The sequence below is a fragment of the Bacillus sp. C28GYM-DRY-1 genome (assembly GCF_030519405.1).
Classification (GTDB): Bacteria; Bacillota; Bacilli; order Bacillales; family Bacillaceae; genus Bacillus; species Bacillus spizizenii_A.
The window spans coordinates 1-18,765 of record NZ_JAUMKF010000025.1 but is presented as its reverse complement, the minus strand read 5'-3'; the positions used below and the strand labels follow the sequence as shown (position 1 = coordinate 18,765).

The 18,765-nt window shown below is 44.9% G+C and carries 16 protein-coding genes and 1 pseudogene; 7 read left to right on the top strand and 10 right to left on the bottom strand.

What is annotated here, in order from left to right:
* Window positions 1-35: 35 nt before the first annotated feature.
* Window positions 36-311, top strand: coding sequence for an acylphosphatase (locus Q3W56_RS18200; RefSeq protein WP_019713605.1), 276 nt, complete (start codon window positions 36-38; stop codon window positions 309-311).
* Here Q3W56_RS18200 and nosA read toward each other — a convergent pair.
* The 9 genes from nosA to Q3W56_RS18155 all read right to left on the bottom strand — a co-directional run bounded on the left by nosA (window position 302) and on the right by Q3W56_RS18155 (window position 12,397).
* Window positions 302-1,393: a nitric oxide synthase gene (gene nosA / locus Q3W56_RS18195; RefSeq protein WP_302896389.1), complete on the bottom strand. Its 1,092-nt coding sequence runs from the start codon at window positions 1,391-1,393 to the stop codon at window positions 302-304. The genes Q3W56_RS18200 and nosA overlap by 10 nt on opposite strands.
* A gap of 118 nt (window positions 1,394-1,511) precedes the next feature.
* A complete protein-coding gene (locus Q3W56_RS18190; protein ID WP_019713603.1) occupies window positions 1,512-2,306 on the bottom strand; it encodes an MBL fold metallo-hydrolase in 795 nt (264 codons plus the stop codon).
* Window positions 2,307-2,361: 55 nt separating this feature from the next.
* Window positions 2,362-3,663, bottom strand: coding sequence for an Mg(2+)/citrate complex secondary transporter CitM (citM, locus tag Q3W56_RS18185; RefSeq protein ID WP_302896388.1), 1,302 nt, complete (start codon window positions 3,661-3,663; stop codon window positions 2,362-2,364).
* Window positions 3,664-3,853: 190 nt separating this feature from the next.
* Window positions 3,854-4,813: a tripartite tricarboxylate transporter substrate binding protein gene (locus Q3W56_RS18180; RefSeq protein WP_302896387.1), complete on the bottom strand. Its 960-nt coding sequence runs from the start codon at window positions 4,811-4,813 to the stop codon at window positions 3,854-3,856.
* Window positions 4,814-4,815: 2 nt separating this feature from the next.
* Window positions 4,816-5,496, bottom strand: coding sequence for a two-component response regulator CitT (gene citT / locus Q3W56_RS18175; protein ID WP_302896386.1), 681 nt, complete (start codon window positions 5,494-5,496; stop codon window positions 4,816-4,818).
* 13 nt (window positions 5,497-5,509) lie between these two features.
* The gene (gene yflR / locus Q3W56_RS18170; RefSeq protein WP_302896406.1) at window positions 5,510-7,096 is read right to left on the bottom strand and encodes a two-component sensor histidine kinase CitS; all 1,587 of its coding nucleotides are present in this window, start codon (window positions 7,094-7,096) and stop codon (window positions 5,510-5,512) included.
* Window positions 7,097-9,032: 1,936 nt separating this feature from the next.
* The gene (locus Q3W56_RS18165; RefSeq protein ID WP_019713597.1) at window positions 9,033-10,469 is read right to left on the bottom strand and encodes an anion permease; all 1,437 of its coding nucleotides are present in this window, start codon (window positions 10,467-10,469) and stop codon (window positions 9,033-9,035) included.
* Window positions 10,470-10,595: 126 nt separating this feature from the next.
* A complete protein-coding gene (locus tag Q3W56_RS18160; protein ID WP_302896385.1) occupies window positions 10,596-11,858 on the bottom strand; it encodes a pectate lyase in 1,263 nt (420 codons plus the stop codon).
* Between the two features lie 191 nt (window positions 11,859-12,049).
* Window positions 12,050-12,397, bottom strand: a complete 348-nt coding sequence (locus Q3W56_RS18155; protein ID WP_268401383.1) for a YflT domain-containing protein — start codon at window positions 12,395-12,397, stop codon at window positions 12,050-12,052.
* 243 nt (window positions 12,398-12,640) lie between these two features.
* Between Q3W56_RS18155 and Q3W56_RS18150 the strand changes: the two genes are divergently transcribed.
* From Q3W56_RS18150 to Q3W56_RS18125, 6 genes are all read left to right on the top strand, one after another.
* On the top strand, window positions 12,641-13,009 hold the full coding sequence (locus Q3W56_RS18150; protein WP_302896384.1) for a DUF3212 family protein: 369 nt from the start codon (window positions 12,641-12,643) through the stop codon (window positions 13,007-13,009).
* A gap of 109 nt (window positions 13,010-13,118) precedes the next feature.
* Window positions 13,119-14,066 (top strand): Fe(3+)-citrate ABC transporter substrate-binding protein YfmC, encoded by a 948-nt coding sequence (locus Q3W56_RS18145; protein WP_302896383.1) that lies wholly within the window; start codon window positions 13,119-13,121, stop codon window positions 14,064-14,066.
* 72 nt (window positions 14,067-14,138) lie between these two features.
* Window positions 14,139-15,140, top strand: a complete 1,002-nt coding sequence (gene fecD, locus Q3W56_RS18140; protein ID WP_302896382.1) for a Fe(3+) dicitrate ABC transporter permease FecD — start codon at window positions 14,139-14,141, stop codon at window positions 15,138-15,140.
* Window positions 15,137-16,138, top strand: coding sequence for a Fe(3+)-citrate ABC transporter permease YfmE (gene yfmE / locus Q3W56_RS18135; protein WP_302896381.1), 1,002 nt, complete (start codon window positions 15,137-15,139; stop codon window positions 16,136-16,138). The genes fecD and yfmE overlap by 4 nt, the downstream gene beginning before the upstream one ends.
* A gap of 12 nt (window positions 16,139-16,150) precedes the next feature.
* On the top strand, window positions 16,151-16,948 hold the full coding sequence (gene yfmF, locus Q3W56_RS18130; protein ID WP_302896380.1) for a Fe(3+)-citrate ABC transporter ATP-binding protein YfmF: 798 nt from the start codon (window positions 16,151-16,153) through the stop codon (window positions 16,946-16,948).
* 106 nt (window positions 16,949-17,054) lie between these two features.
* A complete protein-coding gene (locus Q3W56_RS18125) occupies window positions 17,055-18,074 on the top strand; it encodes an NADP-dependent oxidoreductase (protein WP_302896379.1) in 1,020 nt (339 codons plus the stop codon).
* A gap of 58 nt (window positions 18,075-18,132) precedes the next feature.
* Here the strand turns inward: Q3W56_RS18125 and Q3W56_RS18120 are convergent.
* Window positions 18,133-18,573, bottom strand: a pseudogene (locus Q3W56_RS18120) (GNAT family N-acetyltransferase); the annotation flags it as partial.
* Window positions 18,574-18,765: the final 192 nt, after the last annotated feature.

Genomic DNA, 18,765 nt, shown 5'->3' with positions numbered 1-18,765 from the left:
GATTGATTATCATAAAAAGAAAAGGTGGTTTTTACATGCTTCAATACCGAATCGTTGCAGATGGCCGGGTTCAAGGTGTGGGCTTTCGCTATTTTGTTCAAATGGAAGCCGATAAGCGAAAACTGGCCGGGTGGGTCAAAAACCGTGATGACGGCCGTGTCGAGATTTTGGCAGAAGGCCCGGAAAACGACTTACAATCATTTCTTGAGGCTGTAAAGAAAGGCAGCCCTTTCTCAAATGTTACCGACGTCTCTGTCACAGAATCCCGCAGCCTTGAAGGCCATCACCGATTTTCCGTTGTCTACTCGTAAGGCTTATCCTGATAAAAGTAATTCGGCTTAACGATTGAGTTATCATAGGAACGGTGGAAGATATGAGTGGCAGCGGGTGAAATCGGCGGGATCAGCCACGTCCAGTCCCCCGTCAGCTTTCTGCCCGCTTCTTCCTCCTGTTCTTCAAACCGTTTAAACTGGCTTGCGGCCGTATGATGGTCAACGATGCTGACACCTTGCTTTTTATACGAGTGCAGTACAGCTTTATTCAATTCAACAAGCGCTTGATCCTTCCATAAGTTCGTATTGTAATCAGTAGAAATACCGATAACGGATGCCACTTTTTTGAGCTTGTCGTACCGCTTTTCATCTGCCAGATTTCTCGCTCCGATCTCCGTGCCCATATACCAGCCGTTAAATGGCGCGGCATTATAATGGATACCCCCGACCTCAAGCTTCATATCGGAAATAATTGGCACACCGTACCATTTCAGCCCCAAATCAGAAAACGCTTCAATTTCAGGATGTGTGATTGGAACCTCGATCACAAGTGAACGCGGCAGCTCATACCAGACCGGCTGTTCTTCACCTCTCATGCGAAAAATGAGCGGCAGCAAATCAAAGTCCGTTCGCTCTCCGCGCCAGCCAAGCTGCTCGCAGGCTGCCGTCAGGGAACGGGAAGCCGGGTCACCTATTTTTCCCCCGTCAGATTCATATCCAGCGTATCGAATCAGCTGATGATTCCAAATTTCGACTTGCTTTTCACCCTTCTCTTCCGGAGGGAAAATCGTAATGCTCGGCCTAATTCTCCCGTTATTGGTGGCGGTATCAATGTGATGAAAGAGGGCGTCCCGCACATCCTCCTTCGTCCGGACGTCACGTCTGTCGATGACATTCAGCGAATTCCAAAACAATCTGCCGATGCAGCGGTTGCTGTTTCTCCATGCCATTTTCGCACCATGCTCGATTTCTTCCTTTGTATGTACATAGCTTCCGGTCCGGTCAATTTCACTTTTAATGCTATCCAGACGGTCTTCCACTTCCTCCTCCTTCCCCAATTCCTGATAGCATGCGGCAATAAACACTTTCGCTTCGTTCCATAGTATTTCTTTTTCTTCCAACAAACTCTCCCCTTCAAATCGCATTCATGCTTTTCATTGTATCGTTTTTAAGCCGGAAGACAAATGATTTTTCTGTATCCTCTTAGAAAACAATTAAAAAACACCCGCATGTCGGGTGTCAAAGAGACGATAAACGATTTGCCAATTCAATTAAGTCACTGCGAAAGTTTTTGCCGGTCATCGGTATGCCATGCCCCGTCAGCAGTGCTTCCGGTTCAAGACCGGCAAGCTTCTGAATGGATTCCGCAGCAGTCCCTGTGTCAGGCGTGAAATAAGCCGGCGGTCCATGAAGCTCCTGTTTTTGAATCAAGACGTCTGCCATTTTCTCCTGTTCCACTGTAATAACAGCATCACCTGCCACAAGCACACGCCCGTCCTCACGGAATAACGAAATATGGCCGGGGGTGTGTCCGGGAGTCGCAATCCACATCCACTCGTCAAGAAACGGCACAGAGCCGTCTTCCGGCAGTGCCTGCACATGTGAGGAAATATCGATGGAGTGCCGCGGAAACAGCGGCGATAGTTTGGCGACCAGCCCGCTCTTACTGTCAGGACGAGCCGGAGGATAATCCTCTTTCCCCGTTACATAAGGCATTTCCCGAGAATGCACATAAACAGGAACATCCCAGTCCTCAAGGATTTCTTCTATCGCACCAATATGATCAAAGTGCCCGTGTGTAAGGATAATCGCCTTCAGCTGAAAATCATCGCCGAATCTTTGTTTGGCTTCATTTATAATCATGCCGGCTGATTGAGGCATGCCGGCATCAATTAAAACAAATGAGCGAGGTTCAGACGGGAGCTGAATAAAATAGACATTCGCAATTTGCACGGTTAGGCCGTGCACCCCTATTGCCGCTTCGAACCCCGTTCCGCTTCTGACTGAAGTCATTGGCATATAAGGATCACTCATGATGGACACCTCCGGTATGTTGTTGCCGTTAGTGTGCGTCATTACGCCTGAATTATCATACGGAAATAGAAATCGTACCGATCAATAGAGCGATAACCGTCATCACGATTACTGCGAGAACAGCCCATTTCATGGCGAATTTTTGATGGTCGTCAATAGATACTCCGACAAGTCCGACAAGCAAATGAGTGGATGGCACAAGCGGACTCAGCATATGAATCGGCTGGCCGATAATAGAGGCTCTGGCAATTTCCACTTTATCCACACCGTATGCGACAGCCGTTTCTGATAAAATCGGCAGCACCCCGTAGAAATACGCGTCATTCGGCATCAGGAATGTGAAAATGCCGCTTGTTAAGGCCACTATCGCCGGGATCAATCCGCCCATTTGTTCAGGAATCATAGACACAAGCGAAATCGCCATTTCATCAACCATTTTGGTGCCTGTCAAAATTCCCGTAAAAACCCCCGCAGCAAAAATCATGGAGCCAATAGCCAGTACGTTGCTGGAGTGCGCCGCGATGCGCTGTCTTTGATGCTCAAGGTTTGGATAATTCACAATCAGTGCAATACAGAACGCAATGACAAACAATACAGTTAAACTAACTTTACCCGATACTAAACATCCTATCAAAGAAAGCGTTAACAATAGATTGAACCACCAAAGCTTCGGTCGCTTCCACTTATCTTCAACTGCAGCCGCCGGTTCATTGGCATTGGCCGGCTGCTTCAGTTCAATCACGCCAAGGCGCTTTCGTTCCGCTTTGCCAAGCACATACGCAACCGCCACCATACAAAGCATCCCACTTGCGATGACAGGAATCATCGGTCCTGTAAGCTCAGCCGGATCAACCCCCAGCGCGCTCGCCGCCCGCGGCGTTGCTCCGCCCCATGGAATCGTGTTCATGATTCCCATGCCGACTCCCGCGATTCCCGCTAAAATAATTGGCCGGATGCCAAGCAGCAAATAGAGCGGAAGCATTGCGCTTGTCGTAATCATATAAGTAGTCGAGCCATCCCCGTCCAAGGCTACGAGCATCGTGAGAACCGCTGTCCCGACAACAATTTTTAAAGGGTCTCCTTTGACCATGCTTAAAATTTTGCCAACCATCGGATCAAACAGCCCTGTATCAATCATAATTCCAAAATATAAGATCGCAAACATAATCATGACCGCAGTCGGCGCGACTTGCTGAATCCCTGAAATCATCATGTCCCCAACTTCAGTAAATCCAAATCCGGCGATAAGTGCAAACACAATCGGCGTCAAAACTAAAGCGGTTAAAACAGAAAGCCGTTTTGTCATGATCAATGCCATAAATACGAGCATCATGAGAAAGCCTAAAATTGCTAACACATCCATTCCCCCCTTAAATGAATCCGCTTACATTTTCTCTCTTACTCCCCTTCTTGCCTTTTTTCCATCGTATGGGAAAACCAATCGCAAGTAAATAATTTGGTTTTTTTGTATTTTTAATTTTTTAAAACCGTTTTGTTCTTTTTGATCATTTCACAGCGCATCAAAAAGATCCCGCAATGCCGGGATCTTAATTCCCTGTCATAATGCTTTGATAAAACGCGGATTGCTGATCAAGAAACCGTTTCGTTTCCCTGCTGTTCAAATAAAAGCTTTCCCAGTCCTGTTCATTTATTTTTCGCTTCCACTCTCGCGAGGAGGTGACCTTCTTTAGCGCTTGATCCCAGAAAGAAATCTCTTCCTCTGACATGTTTTTCGGACCCAAAACCCCTCTCCAATGTGAAAAAACAAACGGGATCCCCTGCTCCTTCCACGTTGGTACATCAGGAAAACCATCAAGTCTTTTATCAGACGTTACAGCAGCTAGCGTGATATCGCCAAGCCGCTCATATGGTTTTGCTTCAGAGATTGTCATTGAAGCCGCTTCTATCTCATGTCTGATCAGCGCCTGAATAAGCTGTTCACTGCTGTCATACCTCAAAAATTGAATGTCAAAAGAGTCAATGCCGTACATATCTGCCGCTCTGACGAACGAGAGCTGATCATCATTGCCAAGGCCCGGGGCAAAGCCGATTTTCACATTGCCGGGATGCATCTTAATTTCATTCAGCAAATCCTTGCCGCTTGTTAACGCCGATCCTTTTGGCAATGCAACCGTCTGCCATTCCTTGGAGAGAATGGCAAGCGGAGTAAAATCGCCAATTTTTAATTTGCTTTGCCCAAGAAGATCATTGCTCAGTATTAAACTGGACGTCATGCTGATGGTGCGTTTGCTGCTTTCGTTGACATATTTCCAGCCTTTATCTCCCCCGCCGCCGGGTTTATAGACGATATGAACTTCATCCTTCACGATCTGCTTCTGCCTCAAAACCGCTTGGATCGCCTGCGCTGTAACGTCCCATCCGCCAGAAGGTTCAGCAGGAACGACAATTTCAATTGGCCCGCCAGGCAGGCGCGGCGCAGCCGCCTGCCTGATGTCCCCCTGCATAAAGATCAATAAAGCAATCAATAGAATCATACATTTCTTCATCTCTATTCCGCCGCCAAATAATATTTTCTCTCCGGCCTGCCGATAATCCCGTATTCAAGCTCGGCTCTTGCTTCATCCTTTGCCACAAGGTACTCGGCATAGCGGCGGGCAGTCGTTCGTGACGCCCCCATTTTTTCTCCTAGCTCTTCAGCTGTCAATCCTTCTGACGCAGTTCGGAGCGCTTCCTTAATTTTTCGCAGTGTAATCGAATTAATGCCTGTCGGCAACTCCTCTGCCGGCAAAGGTGTCTTCACACTGGTCCCGAAAATATGATTAATCATGGATTGGCTGACCTCTGGCTGAGACAACAGCAGCTTTCTGACTTCTTTATACTGAAGCAGCACCTGTCTGAACTTGTCAGCCGTTACAGGTTTGATCAAATAGTGGGCAATCCCTGCCCTGAGCGCTTCCTGCAAATGACGGGTTTCTGTTGCCGCTGTGATGATCATAATATCCACTTCAGGAAATCGGCTTCGTATCTCCGGAATCAACGTGGTCCCAAGTTCGTCCGGCATATAAATATCCAGCAAAAGCAGATCAGCCCTATGTTCCTCCAAAAGCGCCATTGTCTCTTTGGCATTGGCCGCCTTGCCAATCATCTTGAATCCATCAAGCTGTTCAATCAATCTCTCATGGATTTGCGCAACCCGAAAATCATCCTCCGCAATCGCGATGTGAATCAAATGAATTCCCCCTTTATTTCTCCTTCGGTATAAACACAGTGAATACCGCTCCGCCAGCTTTTGAGTTTGCCAATTCAATCCAGCCGCCCAGTTCACGCACTGAGTCTTTCACATTGGCCAGACCGTAGCCTCTCTTCCTCCCCTTTGAAGAATAACCTCTTTCAAACACAGCTTCCGTCTTATCGGGCGGCACACCGGGCCCTGTGTCCGAAACTTCAATGACAATGTCACGCCCCATATCCGTGATGAAAAACAATACCTCCCTCACGCTTTGATCCGCTACAGCTTCGAAAGCGTTATCAATTAAGTTGCCGATAATTGTGATGAGGTGAGATAAGCCAATATGTGCAGGAAGAGGCGCGAGCGAGCTGTTCTCATCAATAACCAGCTTGACCTTCTTTTCCGATGCTTTGCTTATTTTTCCTAACAAAATCGCCTGCACCTGCTGTGAATGGATGTTTTGGAATAAAATATCATGCTGTTCATTTTGTATCGCATATTCCTCTTTAATCAGATCAATGGCTTCATCATACTCACCAAGCTCAAGCAGCCCTAAGATCGCGTAAAGCTTATTGGAAAATTCATGGGTCTGCGCCCTGAGATCCTCTGAATATTTGCGAACCTCTGTCAGTTTATCGATTAGCTTTTTCAGCTCTGTTTTCTCCCGGAAGCTCACGACAATCCCATACGCCTGCCCGCCTTGAGTCATCACTTTCGTATTGATAATATAAACTTGATCGTTGACGTTCACCTCTTGGTTAGGCAACATTTCTCCTCGCTCAAGCACACCCTTCAGCCCTGCTCCCGGCATAACGTCATCAATAGGGAGATTGATCACAGGCTCGGGAAGCTTTAGCATCTCGGCAGCCGATACATTCATCATGGTGACGACGCCTTCACGATTGGTGGCAATGATTCCTTCTCGAATCGCGAAAAGCATTGCATTCCTTTCCCGATAAAGAGACGCGATCTCGTGCGGCTCTAGGCCAAGCGTATCCTTCCTGATGCTTTTCGCCAGTGCGGCGGCACCGGCAAATCCGAGCAGCAGCACAAGCACAGCGATCACACTCAAGTTTCGCAGATGCTTTTTGATGCTTTGCTCTGTCTCGGTTTTCAGAAAATCAACAGATACGCTGCCGATTACTTGGCTGTATCCCTTCTGCTCTTTAATAATCGGCGCACTCCCCCTGATGACTCTTGATCCATCCGCTTTTGTTTCAGAAACATGCGAGCCGCCAAATAAAATTTCCCTGCTGCGCTCAAGTTTCTTTTGGCTGCTTTTACCTGAGGCGCTCCGAATGTCTCCTTTTTCGTCCAACACATAAATGGCATACGCGCCAGTCTGTTCTTTCATTTGTTCAATGACCTCTTGCGCCTCATCCGCATGTCCACCTTTTCTCTCAATGAGCTCTTTAGCCGGCGGCATATAGGATATGGTTCTCGCCGTCTGAACCGCCAGTTGTTCAGCCTGTCTCCGTTGTTCCTGCGTATGCTGAACGGCTAACGTAATGGTCAGCACACCAATGACAAAAACCAGCAGAGCCGCAATCAGCCCCATTATTTTTGTTTGCAGGGAAAAATGGAACCGCTTTTTCACCAGGCACCAGCCATCCTTTCTACCTAGATCATACCATTTTCGGTTCGGAGTTTTGTTTTTTAGTAATAATTGAGATAACCAAGCGGAAACCCTTCTTAGATCATTTTTATTATAAAATCATTGAAAAAATAAATATAGCTGTTTAGGCACTACCGGAATTCAACAAATATGCGTTTATTCCTAATGCCCTTCTTCAAATGTCTGCTAACCTTAAGAAGATCATTCTACAATCTATAAGAGACTGCCAATATAAAATGTGCTTGCTCTAGCTTAAACAGAAGCATTATATAAAAAAAGAATGTCAAGTTAAGCGGTTCCACCTTTTCAATCTTAGTTTTCAGGTAAATCACTAAGAAAGTCTTCCAACACAAAAAAGATTGTAGAGAAAACATAGCTTTTCTCTACAATCTGAGTAAAACCTATTACCTTTTTTGATGTCAATTTAGTAGTAAACAAAATAAGTTCTAATGCATCCTTGGAACGGAAATTAGCATGTTTCAAGAAGTAGTAAATAAAAGTGAATTGTTTGTAGTGGAGCATATGCACCCCATAAAAAGGGTTAGTTGATTGAGATAAATAGGCTTAAAAGAAGTTCCAACATGTGATCTTCTCCTTTCATGCATTAATGAAATCATGTGTCATGAAGTTATCCAATTGTGATAGAGAGAAATAAGTCTAAAAGAAGCTCTAACATGTGATCTTCTCCTTTCATGCATTAATGAAATCATGTGTCATGCAATTAACCAACTGTGATAGAGAGAAATAAGTCTAAAAGAAGTTCCAACATGTGATCTTCTCCTTTCATGCATTAATGAAATCATGTGTCATGCAATTAACCAACTGTGATAGAGAGAAATAAGTCTAAAAGAAGTTCCAACATGCGATCTTCTCCTTTCATGCATTAATGAAATCATGTGTCATGCAATTAACCAATTGTGATAGAGAGAAATAAGTCTAAAAGAAGCTCCAACATGCTATCTTCCCCTTTCATGCATTAATGAAATCATGTGTCATGAAATTAACCAATTGTGATAGAGAGAAATAAGTCTAAAAGAAGCTCCAACATGTGATCTTCTCCTTTCATGCATTAATGAAATCATGTGTCATGAAGTTATCCAATTGTAATAGAGAGAAATAAGTCTAAAAGAAGTTCCAACATGTGATCTTCTCCTTTCATGCATTAATGAAATCATGTGTCATGCAATTAACCAATTTTAATAGAGAGAAATAAGTCTAAAAGAAGTTCCAACATGCGATCTTCTCCTTTCATGCATTAATGAAATCATGTGTCATGAAGTTATCCAATTGTGATAGAGAGAAATAAGTCTAAAAGAAGTTCCAACATGTGATCTTCCCCTTTCATGCATTAATGAAATCATGTGTCATGCAATTAACCAATTGTGATAGAGAGAAATAAGTCTAAAAGAAGTTCCAACATGTGATCTTCTCCTTTCATGCATTAATGAAATCATGTGTCATGCAATTAACCAATTGTGATAGAGAGAAATAAGTCTAAAAGAAGCTCTAACATGTGATCTTCTCCTTTCATGCATTGATGAAATCATGTGTCATGCAATTAACCAATTGTGATAGAGAGAAATAAGTCTAAAAGAAGTTCCAACATGAAATCACCCCCTTAAAGAGACTGAATATTCAGACAAAAATATGTATTTTTTTTATATCAATTTTAAAATTGAACTGAACTCACTTTATTTACTATTGCAAAATAATAAATCTACTAGCCCCTTCTGTAATATTTTTTCCATATTATTACATCAAAGGTTTATGTGAACTAATTGAGTAAATAATATCATGAGTTAGAATTTGTGTAAATACTTTAAATTTCTCTTTTTTAATATTTTTGTAAACATTCTGTTATTTTTGTATTAATCGTAAAAAAGCTAGAAGAGAGATAATAATCTCTCTTCTAGCTTAGACTCTACCATATACCTAATACTTTCCACCATAATCCCCCGATGACAAGCCATACGACAATATGGACGATCGACAGGATAAATCCGATAGACCACCATTTGCCTTGCGGAATGTAGCCTGCCCCGAAGAAGACTGGAGCCGCTCCAGAACCGTAGTGAGTCGTTGACCCGAACAGGTTGCTGAAGAATGCGAGGCTCAGCGCTGCTAAAAGCGGCGGTGCACCCGCTGCCACGACCACAGCCAAAAATGCAGAATACATCGCACTGATATGGGCTGTCGCACTTGCAAAGAAGTAGTGAGAATAGAAATACACTACAATTAAGATTAAGAATGCCACAATCCATGAGAATCCTGATACTGACGATTTCATCGCATTACTGAACCAAGACACCATGCCTAACTCATTCAGGAAGTTGGCCAGCATGACAAGCGCCGCAAACCAAGTGAGCGTATCCCAAGCGCCCTGTTCTTTCTTGATATCATCCCAAGTCAGAACCTGTGATAATAAAAGAACCGACAATCCGATCAGTGCGGTTGTGGTTGCGTCGATGTTAAAGCTGCCGCCAAAAATCCACAGCACAAGCACCAAAAGAAACACGATAACCATGGAAAGCTCTGATTTTTTGAACGGTCCCATTTCTTTCAGTTTTTCTGTTGCGATTTTCGCCGCATCCGGTGTTTCTTTGATTTCCGGCGGATACAGCTTGTAAATCACAAGCGGTGTAATGATTAAGCTTACAAGTCCCGGTACAATCGCGGCAATTGCCCAGCTTGTCCATGTTAAGTCCACCCCTGCGACATCATGGGCCAGCTTGGCAATCAACGGGTTCGCCGCCATCGCCGTTAAAAACATAGCAGATGTAATCAGATTTCCCTGAAAACCGGTTTTTAATAAGAATGCGCCGATTTTTCTCTCTGTTCCATTTGCCGGGCTTGATCCGAATGTTTCGGACAATGATCTGATAATAGGAAATATAATGCCTCCTGCACGCGCCGTATTACTTGGAATGGCAGGTGAAAGTATTAAATCACTGAACAGCAGTGAATAAGAAAGTCCAAGGGTTTTTTTCCCGAATTTCTGAACGAATACATACGAAATTCTCGCACCGAGCCCGGTTTTGATAAAGCCCCGGGAAATAAAGAATGCGATGACGATAAGCCAGATGGTCTTATTCCCGAATCCGCTTAATGTATCCTCAATTGAGAGTGTTCCAGTTAGTGCAGTAACCGCCAATGCAAAAATTGCAATTGCACCCATTGGCAAGGGCTTGGAGATAAAGCCGATAATTGTCGCGACAAAAATCGCAAACAAATGCCAAGCCTTAGGTTCAAGTCCGGACGGAGCGGGAATAAACCAAATGATTAGTCCCACAGCGACAGTAATAAGCAATGGAACAAGCTTTACTGCTGACTGTTTTCCTGCGTCTTTTTCTGAAGCCATAAATAGGTCTCCTCCTATATACTTGTTTTCCGATCCCCTTTCCCATTCTACTCCTTAACTAAGTTAATAAACATTTTAATTAATTAAAAAACACAAAGGTACGCAGCCCTTTGTGTTTTTTATTTCTTAATTTAGTTTACCCGCACCCGCTTGGGCTGTAACATACGATTTCACATTCGCGGTACCACCAATTGATCCGTGCAGATGCGGCGTCCAGCCGACAGAAGAACTAAGGCCGTTGGCAGCTGAAGCGCTGATCTGCGTGCCATTCAGCAGTGTGCCTGAGTCATATAAAGCTGTTCCGCCCTTAAACACGCTGATTGTTTTCTCAGCTGACAGTCCCGGTACGTCAATGACATTGTTTTGAGCATAGATTTTAGATGACTTGCCGACCCCCCACGCATAACTGAAAGCATAGCCTGAGGAGCTTTTGCTGCCTTCATAATAGTTGTTGTATACGTGCACTTGCCCGAAACGGACTCTTGGTGCGCGCTGGACGATATTTTTATAGTGGTTATGGTGAAGCGTAACTTTTAATTTACCATCATCGGAGGTTTTGCTGTCGCTTGATCCGATAATAGAGCTTTTATCATGATCGTGATAATAATTGTAGGACATCGTGATATAATTGGCACCGTTAGAAACATCGGTTTGGCCGTCATGGTGCTGATATTTTCTGCCGAAATACTTTGGCGATGTGCTGTCCGGACGGGAACCGTCATTAAATGTACAATGGTCAATCCATATATGCGTGCCGCCATTTATCGTGATGTTATCGTATTGTGAGTTCCAGTTTCCTGAGCTCCCGTCAGTCGGATCCCATTGCGGAAAATAATCATAAGCATCCTGGAATTCGATGTTGCGGATGATGACATTATCACTCTTGATCTGGAAGTTTCCGCCCACGATTTTGGCGTTTGTGCCTGAACCGACAATCGTTGTATTCGCAGGAATGTCAACCATTACTCGTGCTTTTTGGTTTTTTTGAGAACGTTCTCTCGCTTCTTCCTGTGTCCCAGACGGCTCTTTTTTGCCCCATGTGCTTGGATCATAAGCTTTTAAATATTTGTTGAAGTCATACTCTGGATCTGCATAATCATCTGCGTCAAGCGGTTTCAGATTGTCATCGACATTCATATCAATTGTTCCATTGATATAAATGATTTTCGGTGTTGTGTTGGTGCCCTTGCCTAATGCCGAGACAAGCTGGTTTCTGTTGCTGACGGTATACACGTTTGAGGACGATGCTTTTGATCCGCCTGTTGTACCGGTTGAGTATGCGCCCCAGCCATCATTTGATCCTAATGTTTGATGGCCTAAATCCGCCGCGTTCGCGCCAATTGGAGCCAACCCTAAAAATAGAGCTGTAGCTAACATCACTTTTTTCATTCACTATGAACCCCCATTTTCTATTTTGTGAGATTATATTCCAATTTCTCACAAAAATATAATAGCAAATTGAGGGACATTCAGAACCGAAAATGTTCCGCTATCTTATTGCGGCATTCTGCAAAATATACACCGCAAAGACCGCAAAAAACCCAAAAAGCCGAAGTGGCCTTTTGGGTTTTTTTCCTGCATTACGCCCAGGATTTCACTTTTTCATTATCGGTCACAAAGAGAAGCACTTTCCCTTCATCTAAACGTTTTTCGAATTGAGCGGCTTCATCCTCAGAAAAACCGATTTCATGAATTTTATTGCGGAGCTCGTCTCCTTTTTTATTAAACACGTTTCCTACCGCATGCTTGATACCCGTTTCTTTAGCTCCTATCGTGTTGGCGTTCGTGTTGTCTGCCAGCCGTTCCGTTCTGTCATCATCGTGAGCTAAGACGTATACATCTTCTTTTGCAACACCCATTTTTTGTAACTCTTCTACATCCTTCATGAGCTGTTCGTCGTTTGTATACTCTTTTACAACTGGTTTCATTTCAACATTCCTCCTTCATGATTACTATATTTCTTTCATACCCGTGCACATATGGATGAAACAGATTCCAGAACATTGAGGAGAAAAACAGGAGGAATGGTAGTAGCCATTTATTTTCAGCCCATGGTAAAGTGGTAGGAACAGAAACTTTTTTCAGAAAAGTCAAAATTAAAGAGAAACCGCTGCGCGGAGCAAACGATCATGAAATGCAGCCTTTATCCGTACAAGCAGGAGGTATGTCTAATGCAATACTTTTCACCAGAACAGCAATATAATGCATGGGTTGTGAGTGATTTAGTCAAACAGGTTTTTCATCAGCGATCCGGCTGTTCACCAGGAATTCACGAGCTTGCGGTTTTTGCTGAGAAAGATTTTCATATCGATATCGATTTTGTTTTTTCGATTATTATGAATATCGGCGACATTGAATTCGCACGTACAGAAGAAATAAAAAAGAAATTGTCTGGCTATCTCGGGACTCTCCTCCCATATGTCAACGCTGAAATGCTCGAAACCTCTAAAGCCAATGCCAATGCGTTTTTATCCCGCAGACACAGCGATGCTGTATATCATTTATTTGTGTCTGATGATGCTTTCATGAAAAAAGAGTAAAAACGCAGCTTTCTTTACTAAAAAAATATTGACATAATAAGTCATGCTATTATAGTGTTTACATGTGATAATGATTCTCATTACTAAATCTAAAAAAAGGAAGAATGACATGCGCACCTATTCTAACAAGTTGATTGCCATCATGAGTGTTGTATTAATCGCCTGCTTCATTATATCCGGCTGTTCATCCAGCCAGGATAACAGCGGAAGCAGCGAAAGCAAGTCTAAAGATTCTAGAGTGATCCAGCACGAAGAAGGAAAAACGACAGTAAGCGGCACACCTAAACGAGTGGTTGTCCTTGAGCTTTCATTCTTGGATGCTGTATACAATCTCGGCATTACGCCGGTGGGCATCGCCGATGACAACAAAAAAGATATGATTAAAAAGCTAGTCGGCAGCTCCATTGATTATACATCTGTAGGCACACGAAGCGAACCAAATCTTGAGGTTATCAGTTCCTTGAAGCCTGATTTAATTATCGCTGACGCTGAGCGCCATAAAAACATTTATAAACAGCTGAAACAGATCGCTCCGACCATAGAGTTAAAGAGCCGGGAAGCAACATATGACGAAACAATCGACAGCTTTACGACCATTGCTAAAGCATTAAATAAAGAAGCTGAAGGAAAAGAAAAGCTTACCGAACACAAAAAAGTCATCAACGATCTAAAAGCGGAGCTTCCAAAAGATGAAAACCGCAACATTGTTCTCGGGGTTGCAAGAGCAGATTCCTTCCAGCTTCACACGTCATCATCTTATGACGGAGAAATCTTTAAAATGCTCGGCTTTACACACGCTGTGAAGTCAAATGAAGCCTATCAAGAGGTCAGCCTCGAGCAAATGAGCAAAATCGATCCGGATATTTTATTCATCTCAGCCAACGAAGGCAAGACAATTGTAGACGAGTGGAAAAAGAACCCGCTCTGGAAAAATCTCAAAGCGGTGAAAAACGGACAAGTCTATGATGCGGACCGTGACACTTGGACAAGATTCAGAGGCATCAAGTCTAGTGAAACAAGCGCCAAGGACGTGCTTAAAAAAGTGTATAATAAGTAGGACAAATGAGAAGCGAGGGGAAATCCTTGCTTCTTCGTTTTTGCAACCAGACGCAATAAGGAAGTGAGACTGTTGTATCATTCAGCCAAACGGCGCTCATCATCAAGACTGATGATATTCATCATTGCACTGATCATTTTGATATTCGGGCTTGGGCTGAATCTTTCAGTAGGAGCCTCAGACATTGGCATCATAGATTCATTGAAATATCTTTTTGTATGGGATGGTTCAAAGGAACAGCTCATTATCTCTACTCTTCGCCTTCCCCGCACATTAATCGGCGTTTTCGTCGGCGCCAGCCTGGCAGTAGCAGGAGCGCTGATGCAGGCCATGACCAGAAACCCTCTGGCTTCACCTCAAATTTTCGGTGTGAATGCGGGTGCATCGCTTTTTGTCGTTGCTTCTCTCGTCATTCTGCCGGCATCGCCCTATTCTTCCGTTGTATTCGCTTTTGCGGGTGCGGCAGCAGGCGGCGCGATTGTGTACATGATTGCCTCATCCGGCGGAATAACACCAGTCAAGCTGGCGTTGTCGGGAATGGCTGTGCATCTGTTCCTCTCCTCCATGACACAGGCCATCATTATTTTAAATGAATCAGGAGAGGATGTTCTGTACTGGATGACAGGCGCGATTGACGGAAGCAATTGGCAGGACGTCATGACGATCGCTCCGTTTTCTGTCATCGGAATCGGGCTTGCCCTCGTGTTTTCCGGCTCTGTTTCTGTACTTGGTCTCGGAGACGAAACAGCAAAAGGGCTTGGACAAAATATGAACGGCATCCGGATTCTGATCAGCTTTATCATTTTAATTCTATCCGGTGCTTCCGTAGCTGTCGCCGGGCCGATCGGCTTTGTCGGACTGCTCGTTCCACATATTGTCCGCAAGCTGATCGGAGAACATTATCAATACGTGCTTCCGTTTTCGGCGCTGTTCGGTGCCATATTGCTGGTGTACGCAGATGTTCTGGCCAGATGGATTGCATTTCCATATGAATCACCGGTCGGCATCGTCACCGCGATTATCGGAACACCGTTCTTCTTATATTTGGCAAGGAAAGGGCGAAATCTGAAATGAAGAAAACAACCAGAAAACAAAAACGCCCCTTGCTGGCGATACTCATATTGGCCGTGATTCTGATCGTTCTGTCCGTCATCAGCATTGGCTTCGGTGCTTTATACATTTCACCGGATGCGGTAGTGACGAACTTGTTGGGACTGGATCATTCCTTTGCATTCATCATCCAGCAATACCGCCTTCCACGAATTATATTAGCGATTTTGGCCGGTGCCGGGCTTGCCGCGGCCGGAGCGATTTTGCAGGGTGTCATCCGCAACCCGCTCGCTTCCCCGGACGTTGTCGGCATTTCAAAAGGATCCGGACTTGCGGCGATGGCTGTCATTCTGATCTTTCCTGAATCGCCGGTGTACGTGCTTCCGTTCTCTGCATTTGCCGGAGCAGCCATTATTGCTGTACTATTATTAATGATAGCCCGCAAAAAAAGCATTCAGCCCTCTTCTTTGGCTTTATCAGGCATTGCCTTAGGCGCGGTTTGCCACGCCGGGATGCAGTATATGATGGTCAAGTTTCCGGGTGACGTGAATGCTGCACTCATTTGGCTGACAGGCAGCCTCTGGGGAAGAAACTGGGAAGAAGTCCAGCTGCTTGCTCCATGGCTTTTGATTCTTTTGCCGATCGTCTGCATTCTCATACCGAAGCTGGACCTGATGTCACTCGGTGATGAGCTTGCGCAAGGTCTCGGTGAAAACGCAAACCGGCTGAGATTCATCCTGATTTTCACCGCGGTTGCACTTGCGGGAAGCTGTGTAGCCGTCGTCGGCTCAATCGGTTTTATCGGCTTGCTTGCTCCGCATATCGCCAGACGGCTTACCGGAGAAAAAGCTAAATATTTACTGCCTGCATCGGCATTGATTGGTGCTATTATATTATTAATTGCAGATACGTTAGGGCGCGGCATCATGCCTCCGGTGGAAATTCCGGCCGGAATATTGACAGCCGTGATCGGCGCGCCTTATTTTTTATATTTATTGAAATTCGAAGCGAGGAAACAGTAGGGAGAGGATACCATGGGAAAACTGGCTGCAGACCAGCTCACTCTTTCATATGACAGCACAGTGATTATTGACGGAGTCGATTTAAAGATAGAAGAAGGAAAAATCACTGCGCTCATCGGCGCCAATGGCTGCGGGAAATCAACAATCCTCAAATCGCTAGCCAGGCTGATGGCCCCAAAAAGCGGTACGGTCCTATTGGAAGGAAAAGATATACACCGCCAGCCGTCAAAAGAAGTCGCAAAAAAACTGGCTATTCTTCCTCAATCTCCTCAGGCGCCTGAGGGATTAACGGTAGAGGAACTATGCTATTTCGGCAGACATCCTCACAAAAAGCTGTTATCCAAGCATACCCAAGAGGATCACGACATGGTAGAGTGGGCGCTGGACGCAACGGGCATGATTGAGCTGAAAGAACGGACACTGGATGCCCTGTCAGGCGGCCAAAGACAAAGAGCATGGATTTCCATGGCGCTTGCACAAGGCACTGATTTGCTTTTGCTCGATGAACCGACCACTTACTTGGACATATCTCACCAAATTGAGGTGCTGGAGCTGCTGAAAAAGCTGAACCGGAATCATGGACGCACCGTTGTCATGGTGCTTCACGACTTAAACCAAGCCGCTCAATATGCTGACTATCTGATCAGCGTACTGGACGGAAAAATCTACAATGCTGGAACGCCGGAAGATGTGTTTACCCAGCCGTTTTTCCGTGAAGTCTTCGGCTTGGAATGCTGCATCATGAGAAGCCCGATCGACCAGAAGCCCATGTGCCTGCCGACGGGACTGTGCCCGAGATTACGGGCGTAATGAAAAGGAGAGGACCCCCTCTCCTTTTTTGTATGCCAGCTTACCTTTTGTATTTCTTCTCCTGTCCGTGTTACATTGGTGTCAATCAAGTAAGAGGAGGATGAATATGACAAAAACTCAACAGCAGATCCAATTAGCCAAACGTCCGCAAGGTGTTCCCGCTCATGAAGACTTTCGCTTTGAAACCATTCCGGTTCCTGAACCGAAGCAAGGGGAAGTGCTTGTCAAAACGCTTTATGTATCGGTTGACCCTTATATGCGCGGCCGTATGCAGGATACGAAGTCGTATGTTGAACCGTTCGCCTTGGATGAAGCGCTCTCTGGCGGGGTTATCGCTGAAGTCGTGTCAGACGGTGAGCATCTGAAAAAAGGCGATATCGTCATCGGAAACCTAAGCTGGCAGGAATTTTCCGCTGTCAGCGAGTCTGCTTTGCGAAAAATTGATACAAGCCTCGCTCCCGCTTCAGCCTATCTCGGCATTTTGGGAATGACAGGCTTGACGGCATATTTCGGACTGCTGGACATCGGGCGCCCGAAAGAAGGTGAAACCGTGGTCGTCTCCGGAGCTGCGGGAGCCGTCGGTTCAGCGGTCGGACAGATTGCCAAAATCAAAGGCGCGCGAGTCGTCGGCATCGCAGGCTCTGATGAAAAAATTACGTATTTAAAACAGGAGCTGCAATTTGACGAAGCCATCAATTACAAAACAGCGGATGATATCCAAAAAGCGCTTCAAAACGCTTGTCCTGACGGTGTCGATGTGTATTTTGACAATGTCGGCGGACCGATTTCAGACGCGGTGATGAATCTGCTCAATGAATTTGCCCGCATTCCGGTGTGCGGCGCCATTTCTTCCTATAACGCAGAAAGCGAAGCAGATGACATGGGCCCTCGTGTTCAATCAAAACTCATTAAAACGAAGTCGCTGATGCAAGGCTTTATCGTAAGCGACTACTCCGATCGTTTTGCTGAGGGAGCAAAACAGCTGGCCGAATGGCTGGAGGATGGAAAGCTCCATTACGAGGAAACCATCACAGAAGGCTTCGAAAACATTCCTAACGCGTTTCTCGGCTTATTTAAAGGTGAAAATAAAGGAAAACAGCTGATCAAGGTCAATGATCCGAGCTGACATGATTAATAAAAACAAGGAGGGCTTTTTGCTCTCCTTGTTTTTGTGTATGGCAGGTCCGAACAATCAAAGTGAGAAAGCCATCTTCATCAGGTTCCGTGTCTTCCAAAGTAAATCCAGCTGCTTGAAAGCAAGCCAAACTGATTAGATTGTCTTTTTCAATGCATGCCACCCATTCCCGCACTCTCATAAAATCAGGATCATTCAGCAGGTTTTTTAATATCTGTTTTCCGTATCCTTGAAGCCGGTACAAAGGATTGACGATCAATCCAATATACGCCCGCTCCTCCTCGAACTCCATAACGACCATGCCTGCCGGCAGCTGACCGTCATATGCCATGATGACAGTATTGTCTTCATCTGTATTCACTCGTGCATACCACACATCTAATGGCAGCATCCCATCCATTCTCCGCCTGGTATCCTCATTTTCAAACCATTTTTCAATAATCTTCAGCTCAGGCTCCTTTACTATGTGAAACCTGTCTATTGAAGCCATCCACTCACCACCGCACGAACCTTTTCTATTATTTCACAACAAAAAAAGAAGGGCTTTCCGCCCTCCAGGCTGTCGAGAAAATCTCGACAGCCTTTATTTTCCCTTAAAATATCCATTCTCCTGTAATAAAATAAAAGAAAGACTTCAAAAGGACGGTGTCTTTCTTATGTTCCACACAAGAAATTCTTCTCA

Excerpts from the sequence above, each read along its gene's own strand:
- Q3W56_RS18165 (WP_019713597.1), bottom strand. The coding sequence starts at position 10,469 with ATGGCTTCAGAAAAAGACGCAGGAAAACAGTCAGCAGTAAAGCTTGTT.
- Q3W56_RS18150 (WP_302896384.1), top strand. The coding sequence starts at position 12,641 with ATGCAATACTTTTCACCAGAACAGCAATATAATGCATGGGTTGTGAGT.
- yfmF (WP_302896380.1), top strand. The coding sequence starts at position 16,151 with ATGGGAAAACTGGCTGCAGACCAGCTCACTCTTTCATATGACAGCACA.
- Q3W56_RS18145 (WP_302896383.1), top strand. The coding sequence starts at position 13,119 with ATGCGCACCTATTCTAACAAGTTGATTGCCATCATGAGTGTTGTATTA.
- Q3W56_RS18190 (WP_019713603.1), bottom strand. The coding sequence starts at position 2,306 with ATGAGTGATCCTTATATGCCAATGACTTCAGTCAGAAGCGGAACGGGG.
- Q3W56_RS18200 (WP_019713605.1), top strand. The coding sequence starts at position 36 with ATGCTTCAATACCGAATCGTTGCAGATGGCCGGGTTCAAGGTGTGGGC.
- yfmE (WP_302896381.1), top strand. The coding sequence starts at position 15,137 with ATGAAGAAAACAACCAGAAAACAAAAACGCCCCTTGCTGGCGATACTC.
- Q3W56_RS18155 (WP_268401383.1), bottom strand. The coding sequence starts at position 12,397 with ATGAAACCAGTTGTAAAAGAGTATACAAACGACGAACAGCTCATGAAG.
- Q3W56_RS18180 (WP_302896387.1), bottom strand. The coding sequence starts at position 4,813 with ATGAAGAAATGTATGATTCTATTGATTGCTTTATTGATCTTTATGCAG.
- Q3W56_RS18125 (WP_302896379.1), top strand. The coding sequence starts at position 17,055 with ATGACAAAAACTCAACAGCAGATCCAATTAGCCAAACGTCCGCAAGGT.
- Q3W56_RS18160 (WP_302896385.1), bottom strand. The coding sequence starts at position 11,858 with ATGAAAAAAGTGATGTTAGCTACAGCTCTATTTTTAGGGTTGGCTCCA.